General features: G+C 67.7%; 13 protein-coding genes, 1 tRNA gene and 1 riboswitch. Of the genes, 5 read left to right on the top strand and 9 right to left on the bottom strand.

Annotation, left to right across the window (positions count from 1 at the left end; genetic code table 11):
• Positions 1-3: 3 nt before the first annotated feature.
• Positions 4-113, bottom strand: a riboswitch (TPP riboswitch).
• A 127-nt stretch (positions 114-240) separates the two neighbouring features.
• Both ASE72_RS16025 and ASE72_RS16030 read left to right on the top strand, forming a co-directional pair.
• Positions 241-3,012, top strand: coding sequence for a methyl-accepting chemotaxis protein (locus ASE72_RS16025; protein WP_156350547.1), 2,772 nt, complete (start codon positions 241-243; stop codon positions 3,010-3,012).
• 19 nt (positions 3,013-3,031) lie between these two features.
• Positions 3,032-4,609: a chemotaxis protein CheW gene (locus ASE72_RS16030; protein ID WP_162235483.1), complete on the top strand. Its 1,578-nt coding sequence runs from the start codon at positions 3,032-3,034 to the stop codon at positions 4,607-4,609.
• Here ASE72_RS16030 and hmgA read toward each other — a convergent pair.
• Positions 4,567-5,880 (bottom strand): homogentisate 1,2-dioxygenase, encoded by a 1,314-nt coding sequence (gene hmgA, locus ASE72_RS16035; protein WP_056023570.1) that lies wholly within the window; start codon positions 5,878-5,880, stop codon positions 4,567-4,569. The genes ASE72_RS16030 and hmgA overlap by 43 nt on opposite strands.
• Positions 5,881-5,923: 43 nt before the next feature.
• Positions 5,924-6,988: a 4-hydroxyphenylpyruvate dioxygenase gene (gene hppD / locus ASE72_RS16040; protein ID WP_056023573.1), complete on the bottom strand. Its 1,065-nt coding sequence runs from the start codon at positions 6,986-6,988 to the stop codon at positions 5,924-5,926.
• A gap of 170 nt (positions 6,989-7,158) precedes the next feature.
• Here hppD and ASE72_RS16045 point away from each other — a divergent pair, with 170 nt between their 5' ends.
• Complete coding sequence (locus tag ASE72_RS16045; RefSeq protein ID WP_156350549.1) at positions 7,159-8,547, top strand: carboxylesterase/lipase family protein; 1,389 nt, start codon at positions 7,159-7,161, stop codon at positions 8,545-8,547.
• Here the strand turns inward: ASE72_RS16045 and ASE72_RS16050 are convergent.
• Positions 8,531-9,184 (bottom strand): TetR/AcrR family transcriptional regulator, encoded by a 654-nt coding sequence (locus tag ASE72_RS16050; protein ID WP_056023579.1) that lies wholly within the window; start codon positions 9,182-9,184, stop codon positions 8,531-8,533. The two genes, ASE72_RS16045 and ASE72_RS16050, sit on opposite strands and share 17 nt — an antisense overlap.
• A gap of 72 nt (positions 9,185-9,256) precedes the next feature.
• On the opposite strand from ASE72_RS16050, the gene ASE72_RS21115 reads away from it, so the two are divergent.
• The gene (locus ASE72_RS21115; protein WP_162235484.1) at positions 9,257-11,743 is read left to right on the top strand and encodes an alpha/beta fold hydrolase; all 2,487 of its coding nucleotides are present in this window, start codon (positions 9,257-9,259) and stop codon (positions 11,741-11,743) included.
• A 17-nt stretch (positions 11,744-11,760) separates the two neighbouring features.
• On the opposite strand, the gene ASE72_RS16060 is transcribed toward ASE72_RS21115, so the two are convergent.
• The 6 genes from ASE72_RS16060 to ASE72_RS16085 all read right to left on the bottom strand — a co-directional run bounded on the left by ASE72_RS16060 (position 11,761) and on the right by ASE72_RS16085 (position 16,683).
• A complete protein-coding gene (locus ASE72_RS16060; protein WP_056023582.1) occupies positions 11,761-12,531 on the bottom strand; it encodes a gamma-glutamyl-gamma-aminobutyrate hydrolase family protein in 771 nt (256 codons plus the stop codon).
• Complete coding sequence (gene epsC, locus ASE72_RS16065; protein WP_235532397.1) at positions 12,528-13,475, bottom strand: serine O-acetyltransferase EpsC; 948 nt, start codon at positions 13,473-13,475, stop codon at positions 12,528-12,530. Before epsC ends, ASE72_RS16060 begins: the two co-directional genes overlap by 4 nt.
• Before the next feature lie 20 nt (positions 13,476-13,495).
• Positions 13,496-14,308: a phosphate/phosphite/phosphonate ABC transporter substrate-binding protein gene (locus tag ASE72_RS16070; protein ID WP_056023588.1), complete on the bottom strand. Its 813-nt coding sequence runs from the start codon at positions 14,306-14,308 to the stop codon at positions 13,496-13,498.
• Positions 14,305-15,198, bottom strand: coding sequence for a fatty acid desaturase (locus ASE72_RS16075; RefSeq protein ID WP_056023591.1), 894 nt, complete (start codon positions 15,196-15,198; stop codon positions 14,305-14,307). Before ASE72_RS16075 ends, ASE72_RS16070 begins: the two co-directional genes overlap by 4 nt.
• A 260-nt stretch (positions 15,199-15,458) precedes the next feature.
• Positions 15,459-15,533, bottom strand: a tRNA-Gln gene (locus ASE72_RS16080).
• 52 nt (positions 15,534-15,585) lie between these two features.
• Positions 15,586-16,683 (bottom strand): branched-chain amino acid aminotransferase, encoded by a 1,098-nt coding sequence (locus tag ASE72_RS16085; protein ID WP_056023594.1) that lies wholly within the window; start codon positions 16,681-16,683, stop codon positions 15,586-15,588.
• A gap of 80 nt (positions 16,684-16,763) precedes the next feature.
• On the opposite strand from ASE72_RS16085, the gene ASE72_RS16090 reads away from it, so the two are divergent.
• A complete protein-coding gene (locus tag ASE72_RS16090; RefSeq protein ID WP_056023597.1) occupies positions 16,764-17,270 on the top strand; it encodes a MarR family transcriptional regulator in 507 nt (168 codons plus the stop codon).
• Positions 17,271-17,297: the final 27 nt, after the last annotated feature.

Raw genomic sequence — 17,297 nt, forward strand, 5'->3', positions numbered from 1 at the left:
GACGGAAAAACCGTTGGCCCTCCCTACGCCGGTATCAGCCGGATCAGGTTCAGCGGGTCATGGGCTGCAGCCCAATTCTCAGCCGCGCGTCAGCGGCCCCCCGGGGAAGGCGCGCCTTAGGCGCTGCGATGCCCGGTGCAAAGCGCAATCGCCGCGACGATCGCCTCGCCAAAATCCGCGCCTCGGTCCGGGGCGGTCGCGCCGATCCTATAATGAGGCGAAAGATGGCTGGAGCATCATATGTCGTTGGAAGGTGTTGTTGTCGACCTGAGCGCGCGCGCCGCCGCCGCGCTGGCAGACGAGATGATCGTTCTCGCGTTCAGCGCCGATGGCGCGCTGATCGAGACGAATGAAGCTGCGCGGACGATCCTCGCGTCGGTCGACGCGATCGCGACCTTCGCGACGCTGTTCCCGAACTACCCCGACGCGATCGCGCAACTGGCGACGGGTGACGCGACGACGGTCGCGGTCGAGGGGCTGCTCGCGAATACGCAGGGCCATTGCATGCATGTCCAGGGCCTGATGGGGGCGCTGTCCGGGACCGGGGGCAAGCTGGTCTTCATGGGCGCGGTGACGCCCGGCAGCCTGCACGATACCGCGCTCATCGTGCACCGCTTCGATGCGATCAACGGCGCGCTCGCGATCTGCCAATATTCACCCGACGGACACCTGATCGACGGCAATGCCAAGTTCTTCGAACTGACCGGGCTTGCCCGCGAGGCGATGACCGGCGGCCGGTTCGACATGTTCTGGACCGCGGCAGAGCGCCAGGCGAACGACGCCGACACCTATTGGAGCCGGTTCGAGCGCGGCGAGTCCGACACGGTCATCCGCCGTTACACCCCGTGCCCGGAGCAGAATGTCTGGGTACGCGAGATCTTCGTGCCGACGTTCGACAAGAACTGCCAGCTCGTCTCGGTGCTGAGCTATGCCTATGACATCAGCGCGCAGCATCAGGCGACGGTCGACAATCAGGGCCGCATCACCGCGATCGACCGGGCGTTCGCACTGATCGAGTTCGACCTGTCGGGGCGCGTGATCACCGCCAACGCCAATTTCCTGTCGCTGATGGGGTATGAGCTCGACGAGATCACGGGCGAGAACCACCGGATTTTCTGCGACGCGGACTATGCGCAGAGCCCGGCCTATCGCCAGTTCTGGCAACGGCTGGGCAAGGGTGAGCTCGACCAGGGCGAATATAAGCGGATCCGCAAGGACGGCAGCGAAGTCTGGATCCAGGCGTCGTACAACCCGCTGTTCGATTATGACGGCATTCCGACGGGCGTGGTCAAGGTCGCGATGGACGTGACCGCGCAGCGCCTCGCGATGGTCGAGGCAGCGGGTCGCGCGGCGGCGATCGACCGCGCGCAGGCGGTCATCGAGTTCGACCTCGCGGGCACCGTGCTCGACGCCAACGCCAATTTCCTCGAGCTGATGGGCTATGCGCGCGACGCCGTGGTCGGTCATCATCACCGCACCTTCTGCGACGCCGGCTATGCCGCATCGCCCGACTATGCCGATCTCTGGAACCGGCTGCGCGCGGGCGAATTCGTTTCCGGCGTCTTCAAGCGGATCGCGAGCGGTGGACGCGAAGTCTGGATCCGCGCGACCTACAACCCGATCCTCGACATCGAGGGCAAGCCGCGCAAGGTTGTCAAGTTCGCGCATGACATCACCGACCAGAAGCGCCGCGACGTCGAGTTCGAGGGCCGCGCGCGCGCGATCGACCGCGCACAGGGGGTGATCGAATTCGCGATGGACGGCACGATCCTCGACGCGAACGAGAATTTCCTCGCGCTGACGGGCTACACGCTCGACGAGATCCGCGGTCGGCATCACCGTGTCTTCTGCGATGCGGGCACGTCGCAGTCGGACGCCTATGCCGTGTTCTGGGAAAAGCTCGGCCGCGGCGAATATGACGCGGGCGAATACAAGCGCCTCAAAAAGGGCGGTGCCGAGGTCTGGATCCAGGCGACGTACAACCCGATCCTCGATCTCAACGGCAAGCCCGTCAAGGTCGTGAAGTTCGCGGTCGACGTCACCGCGCAGAAGCTCGCGGCGAACGATCACCAGGCAAAGGTCGACGCAATCAACCGCGCACAGGCGGTGATCGAGTTCGACCTCGAGGGCAACGTCCTGTCGGCGAACGAGAATTTCCTGCGTACTACGGGCTATTCGCTGCGCGAGGTGGTCGGCCAGCATCACTCGATGTTCTGTTCGCCCGACTATATCCGCAGCCTGGAATATCGCGACTTCTGGTTGAAACTGAACAAGGGCGAGGTGCATTCCGGACGCTTCCACCGGATCGGCAAATATGGCCGCGACGTCTGGATCCAGGCGACCTACAATCCCGTGCTCGACCTCAAGGGCAACCCGTTGCGCGTCATCAAATACGCGACCGACGTGACCGACCAGGTGCTGCTCGAGCAGCAGATCACGTCATGCTCGATGTCGATGGCAGACCATGTCGGCGCGCTGACGCAGTCGATCACCGCGATCACCGGCGCGACCGACACCGCGACCGATCTCGCGGGGCGGACGCGCAGCGAAGCCGAGGAAGGCCGCACTGCGCTGGGTGGTGCGATCGAGTCGATCGACCTGATCCAGAAATCGGCGGCGGGAATCGCGGAGATCGTCTCGGTGATCGGCGAGATCGCGGGCCAGACCAACCTCCTCGCCCTCAACGCCGAGATCGAGGCCGCGCGCGCGGGCGAGCACGGCGTCGGCTTCTCGGTGGTCGCGGGCGAGGTCCGCAAGCTTGCAGAACGCAGCTCGACCGCGGCGCGCGAGATCAACCGGCTGGTCGACGAGTCGCTCGAACGCATCGCGCGCGGAACCGAACGCTCGAAGGAGGCGACCAACGCGTTCGTGGGGATCGTCGATGCCGTCCACAAGACGGGCGATGCGATCGACGCGATCGCCAAGTCGACCTCGGTCCAGGACGAGGCCTCCGCCAAGGTCGTCGACCTTATCCGCACCTTGTCGAACGCCACCGAACGTGCGGCAGCCTGAGCCGCGCCGGGTGGCGGTCGTGCGACGGACGCCGACGCTCCGCCCCGCTCCCGCCGCGCCGGTATCCGCCCGCCCGCCACGGGGCGCACCCGCGGGGCTGCACGGCGCGGTGGTCGTCGGCGGCCTGACGCTCGCCGTGCCGATCGAGGCAATCCGCGAGGTCGTCCCCCGCCCGGCGGCGTTGCTCCCCTTTCCGGCGGTGCGGGACGAGGTCATTGGCGCGATCGACCTGCGCGGAGCGATCGTCCCCGTCCTCGACCCGGTCGCGCTGCTCGGCGTGCCGTCACCAGAGCGCTGCCCCGTCATCCTCATCCTGCGCGACGCGAACCGCGTCATCGGGCTGGCGATCGAGTCCATCGCCGGCGTGCTGCCGCTCGACGCCGCCGACATGACGCAGCTCGACCTGCGCGACGAAACCGACGCGTCCGGGCAGCCCGGGGGCGCGCGGGCCAGCCGCGCGGCGCTGATCCGTGCCGCGTTCGTCCACGGCGACACGCGCGGCCTGGTGCTCGACATCGCCGCGCTTGCCGCGCTCGAGGCGATGCCGCTCGCGATCGAGCGGTCGACGGCGACGATCCGCCCGGGCAGCGTCACGACCGGCGTGCCGACGCTGCTGTTCACGGTGGGCGCGGCGCGTCTCGGTCTGGCCGCGCGCGTGATCGAGGCATCGGTGCCCGAACAGGCGATCGCGCCGAGTCCGGTCGAGGACGATCTCTGGATCGGCTGGCTGACGCATAACGGCCGGCGTGTCCCGGTCGTCGATACGCTGCGGCTTTTGCGGCTCGGCGAATGCCGCCGGACGCAGCGTACCGCGGCGGTGATCCTGCGTCTGCCGTCGGGTCATCTGGTCGGGCTTCAGATCGACGCGGTCAACGACATGCTGCGGATCGCGTCGGACGAGATCAAGCCGCTGCAGCAATTCGTGGTTGGCAACCGCGCCCTGTTCAACGGGCTGTATGGCACCGATGCGCCGAGCCTGTTGCTCGATCCCGACGCGATGCAGGCCGATGCGCAACTTGGTACGGTCGGGCGGATCTGCGACAAGACGGAGGCCGGGACCGGGTCGAGGGCCGCCGCGGACGTCGAGCGTGAGCGGACCAACGCCCTGCGCGCATTCCTGCTCGTGCGGCTCGCCGACCGGCGCTTCGCGATCCCGCTGTCGCAGGTCGAGGAGATCATCGCGACCAGGACGTCGGGTCTTGGGCTGACCGATCGGTCGCAGGGGATCGACGATTACATCATCCACCGCGGCCGCGGCGTTCCGCTGATCGATCTCCACCGCGTCCTCGGGATTGGCGATAGCGGGAACGGTGCGCCGTTCACCGTGCTCGCCTCCGCGGACGGCAATCAGGCGGGCTTCATGGTCGACGAGCTTTGCGCGGTCGAACGCTCGTCGGTCCAGCTGCTCAGCGATACCGGCGGCGACAGGGCGATGGCCCGCATCGCCGCGACGATCACCACGCGCGGCGCAACCTATCCGATCATCGACCTGCGCGCGGCGATCGAGACGTTATGCCCGCCCCCGCCCCCGCCCCCGGAAGACGTGCGGGACGATCAAAGCCGGGCCTTTGAAAAGCCACTCCAGACATCGTCGTAATCGAACTGCATCGTCGGGGTCGCACTGGCCCAGGCGGTGGTGCGGACGACGTGGCGGGTTTCGAACATGAACGCCATCGTGCCGGTGATCTTGTGCGGCTTAAGGTCCGCGGTCGACGCCTTGTCATAGGTCGCCTGATCGGGGCCATGGCCGTTCATCTGGTTGTGCAGCGAGGCCCCGCCGGGGACGAAACCGCCGCCTTCCTTGGCGTCATATTCGCCGGCGATCAGCCCCATGAATTCGCTCATCACGTTGCGGTGGAACCAGGGCGGTCGAAACGTCCCCTCCGCCACCATCCAGCGTGGCGGGAAGATCACGAAGTCGCAATTGGCGGTGCCCGGCGTGTCGCTCGGCGCGGTCAGCACGGTGAAGATCGATGGATCGGGATGATCGAAGCTGACGGTGTTGATCGTGTTGAAGCGCGTCAGGTCATAGCGACATGGCGCGAGATTGCCGTGCCAGGCGACCACGTCGAACGGCGAATGGTCGAGCGTCGTCGTCCACAACCCGCCCTGGAACTTCTGCACGACGGTACAGGGCGTATCGACATCCTCGTACCACGCGACGGGCGTTTCGAAATCGCGGGGATTGGCCAGACCATTGGCGCCGATCGGGCCAAGGTCGGGCAGCCGGAACGGCGGGCCGTAATTCTCGCAGACATAGCCTCGCGCCCGCCCGTCGGTCAGCGCGACGCGAAACCGCACCCCGCGCGGGATGAGCGCGATCGACAGCGGTGCGACGTCGATCCGGCCGAACTCGGTGGTGATCGACAGCGCGCCCTCCTGCGGTACGACGAGCAGTTCGCCATCGGCCGAGAAGAACGCGCGCTCCATGTCCGCGGTCGCGGCGTAGCAATGGATACCCACACCCGTCTGCTCGGCGACCGACCCCGTGCCGCCATAGGACACGAGCCCGTCGAGCCAGTCGGTCCCCGCCGCCGGCCAGGGCAGCGGGTCCCAGCGGAGCCGGTTGGGGCTGGGCGGCGTATTCCCGAACGGTGCCGATTTCAGGTGGACGGCACCGGCATAGGGCGTGAACGCCGGATGCTGCGCGGTCGGGCGGAGCCGGTAGAGCCAGCTCCGCTTGTTCTCGGATCGCGGGGCGGTAAACGCGGACCCCGACAGCTGTTCCGCATAAAGCCCGAACGGCGCGCGCTGCGGACTGTTGCGACCGATCGGGAGCGCACCGCGAACCGCCTCCGTCGCGACGTGATTGCCGAAACCGGTGACATAGCCTTCACCCGTCTCGGTCCGTTCGCCCTGTCCGTTCATCGCGACGCGCTCCTGTCCTGCCCGGTGGGATCCGCAACTACGCTCAGGCGTCGACGGTCACGACGCCGCGGCGGATCTGGTCGAGCTCGATGCTCTCGTACAGCGCCTGGAAGTTGCCGTTGCCAAAGCCTTCATTGCCCTTGCGCTGGATGATCTCGAAGAAGATCGGACCGAACATGTTCTCGGTGAAGATCTGCAGCAACAGGCCTTCCTCGCCGACATTGCCGTCGATCAGGATGCGGTTCTTGCGGAGCCGCTCGAGGTCATGGCCGTGGTTGGGCACGCGCTTGTCGACCAGTTCGTAATAGGTCTCGATCGTGTCCTGCAGCTTGACGCCGCGTGCGCGCAGCTTCTCGACGGTCGCGAAGATGTCTTCGGTCGTCAGCGCCAGATGCTGGATGCCCTCACCGTTATAGTCCTTGAGGAACTCCTCGATCTGGCTCTTGTCGTCCTGGCTTTCGTTGAGCGGGATACGGATCGCGCGATCGGGCGCGATCATCGCCTGGCTGAACAGCCCGGTCGCCTTGCCCTTGATGTCGAAATACTTCTGCTCCTCGAAGCCGAAGATCCGACCGTAGAACTCGGCCCAGGTCCGCATCTGCCCGCGACGGACATTGTGCGTCAGATGGTCGAGCAGATCGAGCCCGACATTGTTCTCGGCCTCCGCCTCCGCGGCACCGGGAACGGGCGTCCAGTCGTCGTAGAGCGATCCCGCCGCACCGTGCCGGTCAACCAGATACAGGATCGACCCGCCAATGCCCTCGACCGCGGGAATGTTGTCGAGCACGGCACCCGCGGGCGCAGGCTTTGCCCCGGCGGCGATCGCGTTCGCATAGGCCGCCTTTGCATCGCTGACGCGGAACGCCATCGCGCTCGCCGACGGGCCGTGGCTGGCGTGGAACGCCGCCGCATGGCTGTCGGGCTCGCGGTTGAGCAGCAGGTTGATCCGGCCCTGTTTGTAGCGTGTCACCGCCCTGGTCGGGTGCGTCGACGCAGCTACGAAGCCGAACTGCTCCAGCTGCTGCGCCATGCGGTCGGGGTCGGCCGAGGTGAATTCACAGAACTCGAACCCGTCCAGACCCATCGGATTGACGTCCATATGGTCCATGCTCTCAGCTCCCGATGTGGTAACGAATGAGACTAGATACGCTGTTCGCTCAGATAGTGTCAATCGTTACCATCTGCCCTGCGGCTGCTCCGGCGGACTATGCAGGACGCGGAATCGCCCATACACCTTTGCCTCCGGAGGCCGTGATGGTCGTCATACCAGGGATACCCATGCGCGCCTTGATCATGTTGACCGCCACGATGCTGGCTAGCGCCGCACCCGCGCAGACGGGTGAGCCGGCCCCGCGCGTACGGATCGACACCGGTACGCTGCGCGGCAGCGAAAGCGATGGCGTCGTCGCGTTCAAGGGCATCCCCTTTGCCCAGCCACCGGTCGGCGCGCTCCGCTGGCGCGCACCGCAGCCGATCGCCGCCTGGCGCGGCGAGCGCGACGCGACACGGTATGGCCATGACTGCATGCAGCTGCCCTTCCCGAGCGATGCCGCGCCGCTCGGCACGCCGCCCGCCGAGGATTGTCTGTACGCCAATGTCTGGAAGCCTGCCGGGGCGACGGCGAAACTGCCGGTGATGGTGTGGATCTACGGCGGCGGGTTCGTCAACGGCGGCTCGTCGCCGCCGACCTATTCGGGTGCGCCGCTCGCCCGCAAGGGGATCATGGTCGTCAGCTTCAATTATCGGCTCGGCCGGTTCGGGACGTTCGCGCATCCGCAACTGACCAAGGCCGATCCGGATCGCGGGATGCTGGCGAACTATGGTTTCATGGATCAGCTCGCGGCGCTGCGCTGGGTGAAGCGCAACATCGCCGCGTTCGGCGGCGACCCGGCCAATGTCACGATCATCGGTGAGAGCGCGGGCGGCATGTCGGTGCACACATTGCTGTCGTCGCCGCTCGGGGTCGGGCTGTTCCACAAGGCCGTCATCCAGTCGGGGCGCGCGGGGCCCGGGCCGAGCCTTGCAGATGCCGAGACCATCGGCGTCAGTTTCGCCCGGTCGAAGGCGATTGCGGCGGATGCGCCGGACGCGCTGGCGAGATTGCGCGCGCTCCCCGCCGAGCAGGTCGTGGACGGGCTGAACCTGGCGTCGATGGGCACCCCGCCCGGCAGCGCGCCGACCTATAGCGGCCCTGTCGTCGACGGCAGGATCGCCGTCGATCCCGCGGCCGCGTACCGCGACGGCCGGTTCGCCAAGGTCCCGGTCATGGTGGGCGCGACCAGCAACGACATTGGCGGGCCGCAGGGCTATATGATCGTCGGCGCCCGCAGCGCCGCGCAGGCGCTGTCGCAGGCGGGCGTGCCGACCTATTATTATCGGTTCTCCTATGTCGCGACCGCAGCGCGTGACACCTCGCCCGACGGGGCTGGCCATGCGACCGACATCCCGTTCTTCTTCGACACCGCCGACGTCAAATACGGCGCGCAGACCAGCACGACGGACCGTGCCGCGGCGCGGACCGCGAGCGAGTATCTGGTCAATTTCGTCAAGCGCGGCGACCCGAACGGCGCCAGACTGCCGAACTGGCCGCGCTATTCGGCGGCCAGGGCCGCGATGCTCGACCTCGACGCGAAGGGCGGCGCGGCGCTGGTCAGCGACACCCCCTGACTGCCGCGCCGTCGCCGGTCAGCAACCGGCATAATGGCAAGGCCGCGGCGACGACCGCGTCGACGGGCTCCACATACCCCCGCGCGGTCCAGTCGCGCGCAATATGGAGCAGGCCGTACATCGCGCCTGTCCGTGCGAGGCTCGGCACGCCGGACACCCCGCGTCCCGCACCGAGCGTGGCGGCGGCGAGGTCGGCGAAGGCGTGCAGCGCGCGATCGAACACCGCATCGACATCGGTGCCTATCCCCGACATCTCGAGCAGGAACACCCGTGCCATGTCGGGTTCGTCGCGCAGCAGCCCGTAATAGGTCGTCAGCATCGATACGAGACGCGCGTCGGGATCGCCGTCCCCCACCCTGCCCGCCTCGGCGACGCGCGCCATCACGAGGTCGGTCACCGTGGTGAACGCGGCGACCAGCAGCGCCTCGCTGTTCCCGAACGCCTCGTAGAAATAGCGCGGGGTGAGCCCGGCGATGCGACAGATCGTGCTGACTGTGGTCTGCCGATAGCCGTGCTGGCCATAGGCCGTGATCGCCGCCGCGATCAGCCGCTCGCGACGATTGGCGCGTCGCTCGTCTGCGGTCAGGCCGCGGTACCGCCGCTGCTTATGCTCGGGAATTGCGTCGTCTGCTGCCAAGTGATAACGTCCGTTTCCAGATGTGGTGCGGGCCGGCTGGTCGTCCCGCCTTCATGATCGGAGTACCCTGACGTGGCAACCGCAGCACCGCACGCATCGTCCCCAACCGCCGCGCAGACGCATCACGACGTCCTGATCGTCGGTGCGGGGCTGTCGGGAATCGATGCGGCCTACCGGGTGCAGACGGAGTGCGCGGGAAAGACCTATGCGATCCTCGAGGCGCGCGACGCGATCGGCGGCACCTGGGACCTGTTCCGCTATCCCGGGATCCGATCGGACTCGGACATGTACACGCTCGGCTTCCCGTTCCGACCCTGGTCGAGCGAGCAGGCGATCGCAGGGGGCGAGGCGATCCGCGACTATATCGCCGACACCGCCGCCGCGTTCGGGATCGATCGGCACATCCGCTTCGGCGTCCGCGTCCTCGCCGCGTCCTGGTCGTCCGCCGATGCGCGGTGGACGCTCGACGTCGAGACCGGCCCGGAACACGCGCCCGCATCGCTGACCTGCAGCTTCCTGTACATGGGCAGCGGCTATTATGATTATGCCGCGGGGTTCACGCCCGCGTTCGACGGCATCGACGACTTCACCGGTCGCGTCGTGCATCCCCAGCACTGGCCCGACGACCTCGACTATGACGGCAAGCGCGTGGTGGTGATCGGCAGCGGCGCGACCGCGGTGACGCTGGTGCCATCGATGGCAAAGTCCGCGGCGCATGTCACGATGCTGCAGCGTTCGCCGACCTATATCGTGTCGCGGCCGTCGGAGGACGGTTTCGCACGCTGGACGCATCGGCGGCTGCCGGGCGGCATCGCCGACACCGCGACGAAGTGGAAGAGCGTGCTGCTGGGGATCGCGACCTACAGCTATGCGCGCCGCAAGCCCGAGACGCTCAAGGCACTGATCCTCAAGCGCGTCCGCGCGCAGCTGCCCGACAATTACGAGGTCGAGCGCGATTTCGAGCCGAGCTATGCGCCGTGGGACCAGCGGATCTGCCTCGTGCCCGACGCCGACCTGTTCGAGGCGATGCGCGAGGGCAAGGCGACGATCGTGACCGACCGGATCGCGCGGTTCACGCCGGGCGGGATCGCGCTGGCGTCGGGCCGCGAACTGCCCGCGGACATCGTCGTGACCGCGACCGGGCTCGTCCTGCGGCTGATGGGCGGCGTCGCGCTGCGCGTCGATGGCGCGCTCGTGAACCCCGCAGACCGGCTGATCTACAAGGGCATGATGCTCAGCGACGTGCCCAATCTCGCGCTTGCCTTCGGCTATACCAACGCGTCGTGGACGCTGAAATGCGATCTCTCGGCGCGCTATGCCTGCCGGTTGATCCGGCACATGGACGACCACGGCTATCGATCGTGCACGCCACGGGCGGACGACGCGTCGATCACGCGCGAACCGATGCTCAACTTCACCTCGGGCTATGTACAGCGGGCGAACGCGATCTTGCCGCATCAGGGGTCGAAGGCGCCGTGGAAGGTGCACCAGAATTACGTGCTGGATCTGGCAGCGTTGAAGTTCGGAAAACTGGAGGATGGCACCATGAAGTTCGACAAGGCAGGCGACACGCGTCACTTGCCGATGGCGGCGCGGCACGACGCTGAGAAGCCCGCACCCGCAGTCCGCACCGGCGCGATCGTCGCGGCAGGTGCCGTTGCCGCCGTGGGTGGACTCGCGCTGTTCGCCGCGCTGACGCAGCGCCGCGTCGAACGTCTGATCCCCGCGGACGGACAGTTCATCGATATCGACGGCCGCCGCATGCACTATCAGGACCGCGGCGACGGGCCGGCAATCGTGATGATCCACGGCCTGGCCGGACAGATGCGCAACTTCAGCTATGCGCTGGTCGAGCGGCTCGCCAACGATCACCGCGTGATCGTGATCGACCGCCCCGGCTCGGGCTATTCGGCCCCCGGCGCGGCGGCCAATATCCGCGCGCAGGCCGCGCAGATCGCCGCCTTCATTGCCGCGCTCGGGCTCGAACGGCCGTTGATCGTCGGTCATTCGCTGGGCGGCGCGGTTGCGCTGGCGCTCGCGCTCGATCACCCCGACCAGGTCGGCGGTCTCGCGCTGATCGCGCCGCTGACGCAGCCGCAGGAGATGATACCGCCTGCGTTCGACCGGCTGGCGATCACCTCGGGTGCGGCGCGTGCCGCGGTCGCGTGGACGATCGCGACGCCGCTCACGCTCCTGCTCGGCCAGCGCGGGACGGAAACCGCCTTCGCACCCGAACCCGTCCCCGCAGACTTCGTGACGCGCGGCGGCGGCGCGCTGGTCGCCCGCCCCAAGAGCTTCCGCAGCGCATCGGCGGACCTCGTTGCCGCGAACGACGATCTGCCGGCGATGGCCGCATCCTATCCCAGCCTGTCGGTCCCCACTGCGATCCTCTACGGGCGTGGCGATCAGGTGCTTGATCCCGACGTCCATGGTCGTGGTCTTGCCGCCGCGCTGCCGGGCGCCGATCTCACGCTGATCGACGGCGGCCACATGATCCTGGTCACACGGCCCGACGAGACGGCGGCGTGGATCCGGACGCAGAGCGCGCGTCGCCGCTGACGGCTGGCCCGCGCGTCCTACCGCTCGCGGCCGCCCTCGAGCGATTGCCCGATCAGCGAAAAGAACGCGCGGCTGGCGGCGCTGGCCGCGACGTTCCATTCGGGGTGCCACTGCACCGCGAGCACGTCGGCGCCGCACGGTCGTGCCGAAAACGCCTCGATCAGGCCATCGGCAACGGCGCGTGCCTCGATCCGCAGCCCGGTCCCCAGCCGATCGACGCCCTGGCGGTGGACCGAGGTGACCGCGATGCTCGATCGTGCGGTTGCCGTCGCGAGCAGCCCGCCCGCGCTGAGCGCGACGTCGTGGACGTGATCGAACAAAGTCTCGTACGCCGACGCGTCGTCGGTCGCCCCGTGGTGGCTGTCGTGCACGACGTCCGTGAGCGTTCCGCCGAACAGCACGTTGAGCTCCTGCAGGCCCCGGCATATGCCGAAGACCGGGCGCGCTGCGTCGATCATCCGCGCGGCAAGCTCGAGCGCGACCGCGTCGCGGTCCAGGTCGAGCGTATCCGCCGCCGAATCCGGCTTGCCATAGCGCGCGCCGGCGACGTTCGAGCGCGACCCGGTCAGCAACAGCCCGTCGAGCCGCGCGGCCAGCGCCCGCGCGTCGATCGTGTCGGCCACCGCCGGGACCAGCAGGACGGTCGCGCCGGCATAGCGCGCGAGCGGCTCGATGAAGCGTGTCGCGACCGCCTGGATCGGGCGTTCCGCGACCTCGTTACAGCACAGGACGCCGATCACCGGCCGGATCGGTCCACCCTCGTCGCAGCACCGGCCGAAGCGCCTCATGCACCGCGACCGCGTAACGTCTCGTGCAGATGGTCCGCCGCCGCATCCGCGAGGATCACCGCGGTCGGCTGTGCGACCACCCCACCCGGCGGCACGTCCTCGAGCAGCCAGACGTTGCCGCCGATCGTCGCGCCCTGCCCGATCGTCACGCGGCCGAGGATCGTCGCCCCCGCATAGATCACGACATCGTCCTCGACGATCGGATGACGTGCCAGCCGCTCGCGCGCGGACACGTCGGTCACGCCGAGCGGACTGCGCGCGCCGAGCGTGACATGCTGGTAGAGCTGGACGCGGTCGCCGATGATCGCGGTCTCGCCGATCACGACGCCGGTGCCATGGTCGATGAAGAAGCGCCGGCCGATCGTCGCGCCGGGATGGATGTCGATCCCGGTCCGGTTGTTGGCGAGTTCGGAAATGATCCGTGCGACGATCGGGGCGCCAAGGCCGTACAGCGCGTGCGCGATCCGGTGGTAGAGGATCGCGACGATGCCCGGATAGCAGATCAGGATCTCGTCGGCGCTCCGCGCGGCCGGATCGCCCAGGAACGCGGCGCGGACGTCGTCGTCGACCAGCGTGCGGATCGGCCCGAGCTCCGCGGCGAACAGCCCGACGATCATCGCCGCCTGGCTGACGTCGAACGACAGGATCGCCTCCTCCTGCCAATAGGCGAACTCGCTTTCGATCTGACGCTGCAGGCCGGACAACGCGCGGTGAAGGCGTACCTCGACGAACGCATCCTCGCCGTGCGCGGGACCGGCATACTCGCCGAGCCGGCCGGGAAACAGCGCAGCGACCAGATCGTCGACCACGTGCGCGATATCCGCCTGCGACGGGAAGCGGGCTACGGTGTGACGCCCGTTCGCCTCGCGTCGCCATGCCGTCCGCGCGGCGCGAAGCTCGGCGATCGTCGATGCGATATCATGCGGGTGGTCGGTATACGCCATCGACATATCCTTATGGTGATTCAGGCAAGCGCGGCATGGCCAGCCCCGACCGCCGCGGTTTCCCGCGCGACGATCGGTGTCAGCGCGTCGGCATCGGCAGGCACGACACCGGTGAGGAACAGCGTTGCGCGCACGTCGGCCAGCGCAGGATCGGCGATCGCCCGGCCGAGCGCAGTGCGGAGCTTGCGGACCATGTCGTCGCTGGTCGTGGCGGCGGTCACGAACGGCAGCGTCGGCGAGTCCGGGCTGGACGCGATGATCCGCAATCGCGCCACGAGATCGGGCTCGAACCGCGCGAGCGCCGCATGGGTCACCTCGTCGATCGCGGCGATGTCGGCACGCGCCGTCCCGACCGCGATCACGCTCTCGCGGTGCGAGCCGGTCCGGACGATCGTGTCGAAGAACGGCGCCGGCAACGCATCGCGGGCGATCGTCGCGCGCAACAGGTTCATGCCGGTGTTCGAGCGCGGGTCGTTGACCGCCGCGCAACTCCGGTGGAACGCGGCGAGCGATCCGCGCGGGTCGTCGCTGCGGCAGACGATCACGCTGCGATGCGTCGGCCCGTCTCGGCCAGCCACCGCGTAGACCGGCAGCGCGAGGATGCGGAGGTCGAGATCCGGCTCGCTGACCAGTGGATAGCCGCACGCCTGCCCGAACAGCAGCCCGGGATCCCGCCACAGCGCGTGAACGTCGCGCGTCCGGTCGAGCGTGTCCGGTATCCCGTCGCCCCCCTCCTCCCGGAGCGCGCGCGCGATCGCCGCCCACAGCAGGTCGTTCGCCCGCTGCTGCGCGGGATGGTCATACATGCCGAGCGACGCGACTGCGCGGATCACGACCCCGCCCTCCGATGGCGCGGATGGACCATGTCGTCATGCGCGGTGAAGGCAAAGCGGCGGACGATCTCGCCATAGCCGCGATAGACCAGCATCCCCTCGCCGATCAGTCGCGCGCGGTTGTCACGGTGATAGGCGGGCAAGTCATACCAGGCGAGCATCGGGCGCTCATGGTGCGCCGCGTGCAGATTGTTGTTGAGGAACAGCACGCCGAAGATGCCGCCCCGCTCGACGCTGGCCGCACGCCCCGGGCTGGCGAGGTCGGCGCGATGCTCGGCATAGGACCGCAGCATCGTGACCGCCATCGCGGGATAGACGACGGTCAGCGCGTACGACACGAGCCCGAAGCCGACATGGTCGAGCCACCAGAGCACCGGCGCGACCGTCACGAGGTGCACGACCCAGTCGCGACAGAACCGCGTCGGCTCGCTCGTCGCGCGACGGATCTCCGCGACCACGAAGCGCGCGACCGCGATCGGTGGTCCGAAGACCATCTGGCCGAGCAACGTCGCCTGAAGCCGTCCTATCATCTCCGTGAAGCCGCCGCCCCCTGTCCGGTACCGTGATTCCGGATCATGCTGCGGATCGGTGATGACGTGTGCCGCATGATGCGCGCGATGGCTTCGGCGATAGAGCGAATAGGGCAGCCACAGCGACAGCGGAACGGCCCCGATCGCATCGTTGACGACGGCGTGGCGCGTGGGGTGACCATGGATCGTCTCGTGCTGGAGCGATCCGTGCCAGGCGAGCAAGGCGCCGCCTACGATCATCATCACCGGCCACGGAATCGCCGCATGCCACGCGGTGACAGCGAGCCACCCGTCGTAAATCACCGCCGCCACGATGACCGTGGGCCAGTCGATCGTCGTCAATATCGTTGGTCGCCGCATCCTCACCTCCGCTCGGAGGCGTAATATCTATCGCGTTGGTATGGATTGGCAGCCTGTTCGAGTTTGCCATGGGCAAAATTTAGTTGCCCGGTGCGGCATTGGGGGCGTCGATCGAAATGCGATCAGCGGAAGCGGCCAAGCAGAGTCGCACGCGCTCCCGACCCGGTGCGATCCTCCGGATCGTCGGCTAAGCAGGCCCCGCGGCCGGATGGATCTGCAAACCCGGTTCAGCGGGGTTCGACTGGCGCAATTCAGGATCTTGGCTGGGGCGGCAGGGTTCGAACCTGCGCATGGCGGCATCAAAAGCCGCTGCCTTACCACTTGGCGACGCCCCAACAGAGGCGGCCTTATAGCGGCGTGCCTCGACGTGAAAAGCCCTATCGCATCTTAATCGAGCCGATGCAGCCATCCGTTCGCGTCCGGCGCGAGCCCGCGCTGGATCGAGACGAGCGATTCGCGAATTCGCAGTGTCATCGGGCCCGGCTCGCCGCCGCCGATCGTGAAGCGGCCCTCGGGTGCGGCGACCGTGCCGATCGGCGTGACGACCGCAGCGGTGCCGCAGGCGAACGTCTCGACAAGCCGTCCGCTGGCCGCGTCGGCGCGCCACTGGTCGATCGAATAAGGCTCCTCGCGCACGGTGATACCCTGCGCACGCGCCAGCGTCAGGATCGAATCGCGCGTGATCCCGGGCAGGATCGTGCCGGTCAGCGCGGGCGTCGACAGGCTGCCGTCGTCGAACACGAAGAAGACGTTCATGCCGCCCAGTTCCTCGACCCAGCGGCGTTCGGCGGCGTCGAGGAAGACGACCTGATCGCACCCCTGGCTGATCGCCTCCTTCTGCGCGAGCAGGCTCGCGGCATAGTTGCCGCCGCACTTGGCCGCGCCCGTGCCGCCCTGCGCGGCGCGCGTGTAGTTCTGGCTGACCCAGATCGACACCGCCCGCGCGCCGCCCTTGAAATAGGCGCCGACCGACGAGGCCAGCACCATGTAGAGATATTCCGCGCTCGGTTTCACGCCGAGGAACACCTCGCTCGCGAACATGAACGGGCGCAGGTACAGCGCGCCGCCGTCGCTGTCGGGGATCCAGTCCTGATCGACCTTCACGAGTCGCTCGACCGATTCGAGGAACAGCGCCTCGGGCAGTTCGGGCATCGCCAGCCGGCGCGCCGAGTCCTGGAAGCGGCGGGCATTGGCCTCGGGACGGAACAGCGCGGTCCCGCCGTCCGCGAGCCGGTACGCCTTCATCCCCTCGAAGATCTCCTGCGCATAATGCAGCACGGAGGACGCGGGATCCATCATGATCGGCGCGCGAGTCGTGATCTTCGCGTCATGCCAGCCCTCGGCATCGCTGAAACGGATCACCGCCATGTGATCGGTGAAGACGCGTCCGAAGCCGGGATCGATCAGTCGCTGTGCCCGTTCGTTCGCCGCGACCGGATTGCCACAGCGTTCAAAAGCGAAGGTCGCGCCCGGTTCCGGCGACATCGAGGACGACGAAGTGGTCGGCGACAATGGGGAATGCATCGAATTTCTCTCTTTCCACGGCTTGCCGTCGCCTAGGACCGATGACTAGAACGGTCAACATGCCTGCCTCAGCGTCCCAAGCATCACCCCTGTTTCTCCGCGAACCCGAATTGCGGCGCGGCATGGAGCTCTTGTATTTCGGCCAGAGCCATCTGGTACGGTCGATCGATGCGGGGCTTGCCGAGCAAGGCCTGGGGCGTGCGCATCACCGCGCGCTGTATTTCATCGCGCGCAAGCCGGACATGACCGTCAGCGAGCTTCTGTCGCTGCTGGCGATCACCAAGCAATCGCTCGGCCGGGTCCTCAACGAGCTGACCGACCGCGACTTCATCGAGGTGCGCCCCGGCGAACGCGACCGCCGCCAGCGCCTGCTGCGGCTGACGGCGGTCGGCACCAAGATGGAGAGCGACCTGTTCGAGGCAGTGCGGCAGAAGATGTCAGCGGCGTATAATCATGCCGGGCATGGTGCGGTTGCCGGCTATTGGGCGGTGCTCGAGGGACTGATCCCCGAAGACGAGCGCGAGCAGGTGATCAAGCTGCGCGGCTGATCGCAGCGCGGCGGCCGGCGGCAATTT

It is taken from the genome of Sphingomonas sp. Leaf20 (genome assembly GCF_001421535.1).
Lineage (GTDB): Bacteria > Pseudomonadota > Alphaproteobacteria > Sphingomonadales > Sphingomonadaceae > Sphingomonas.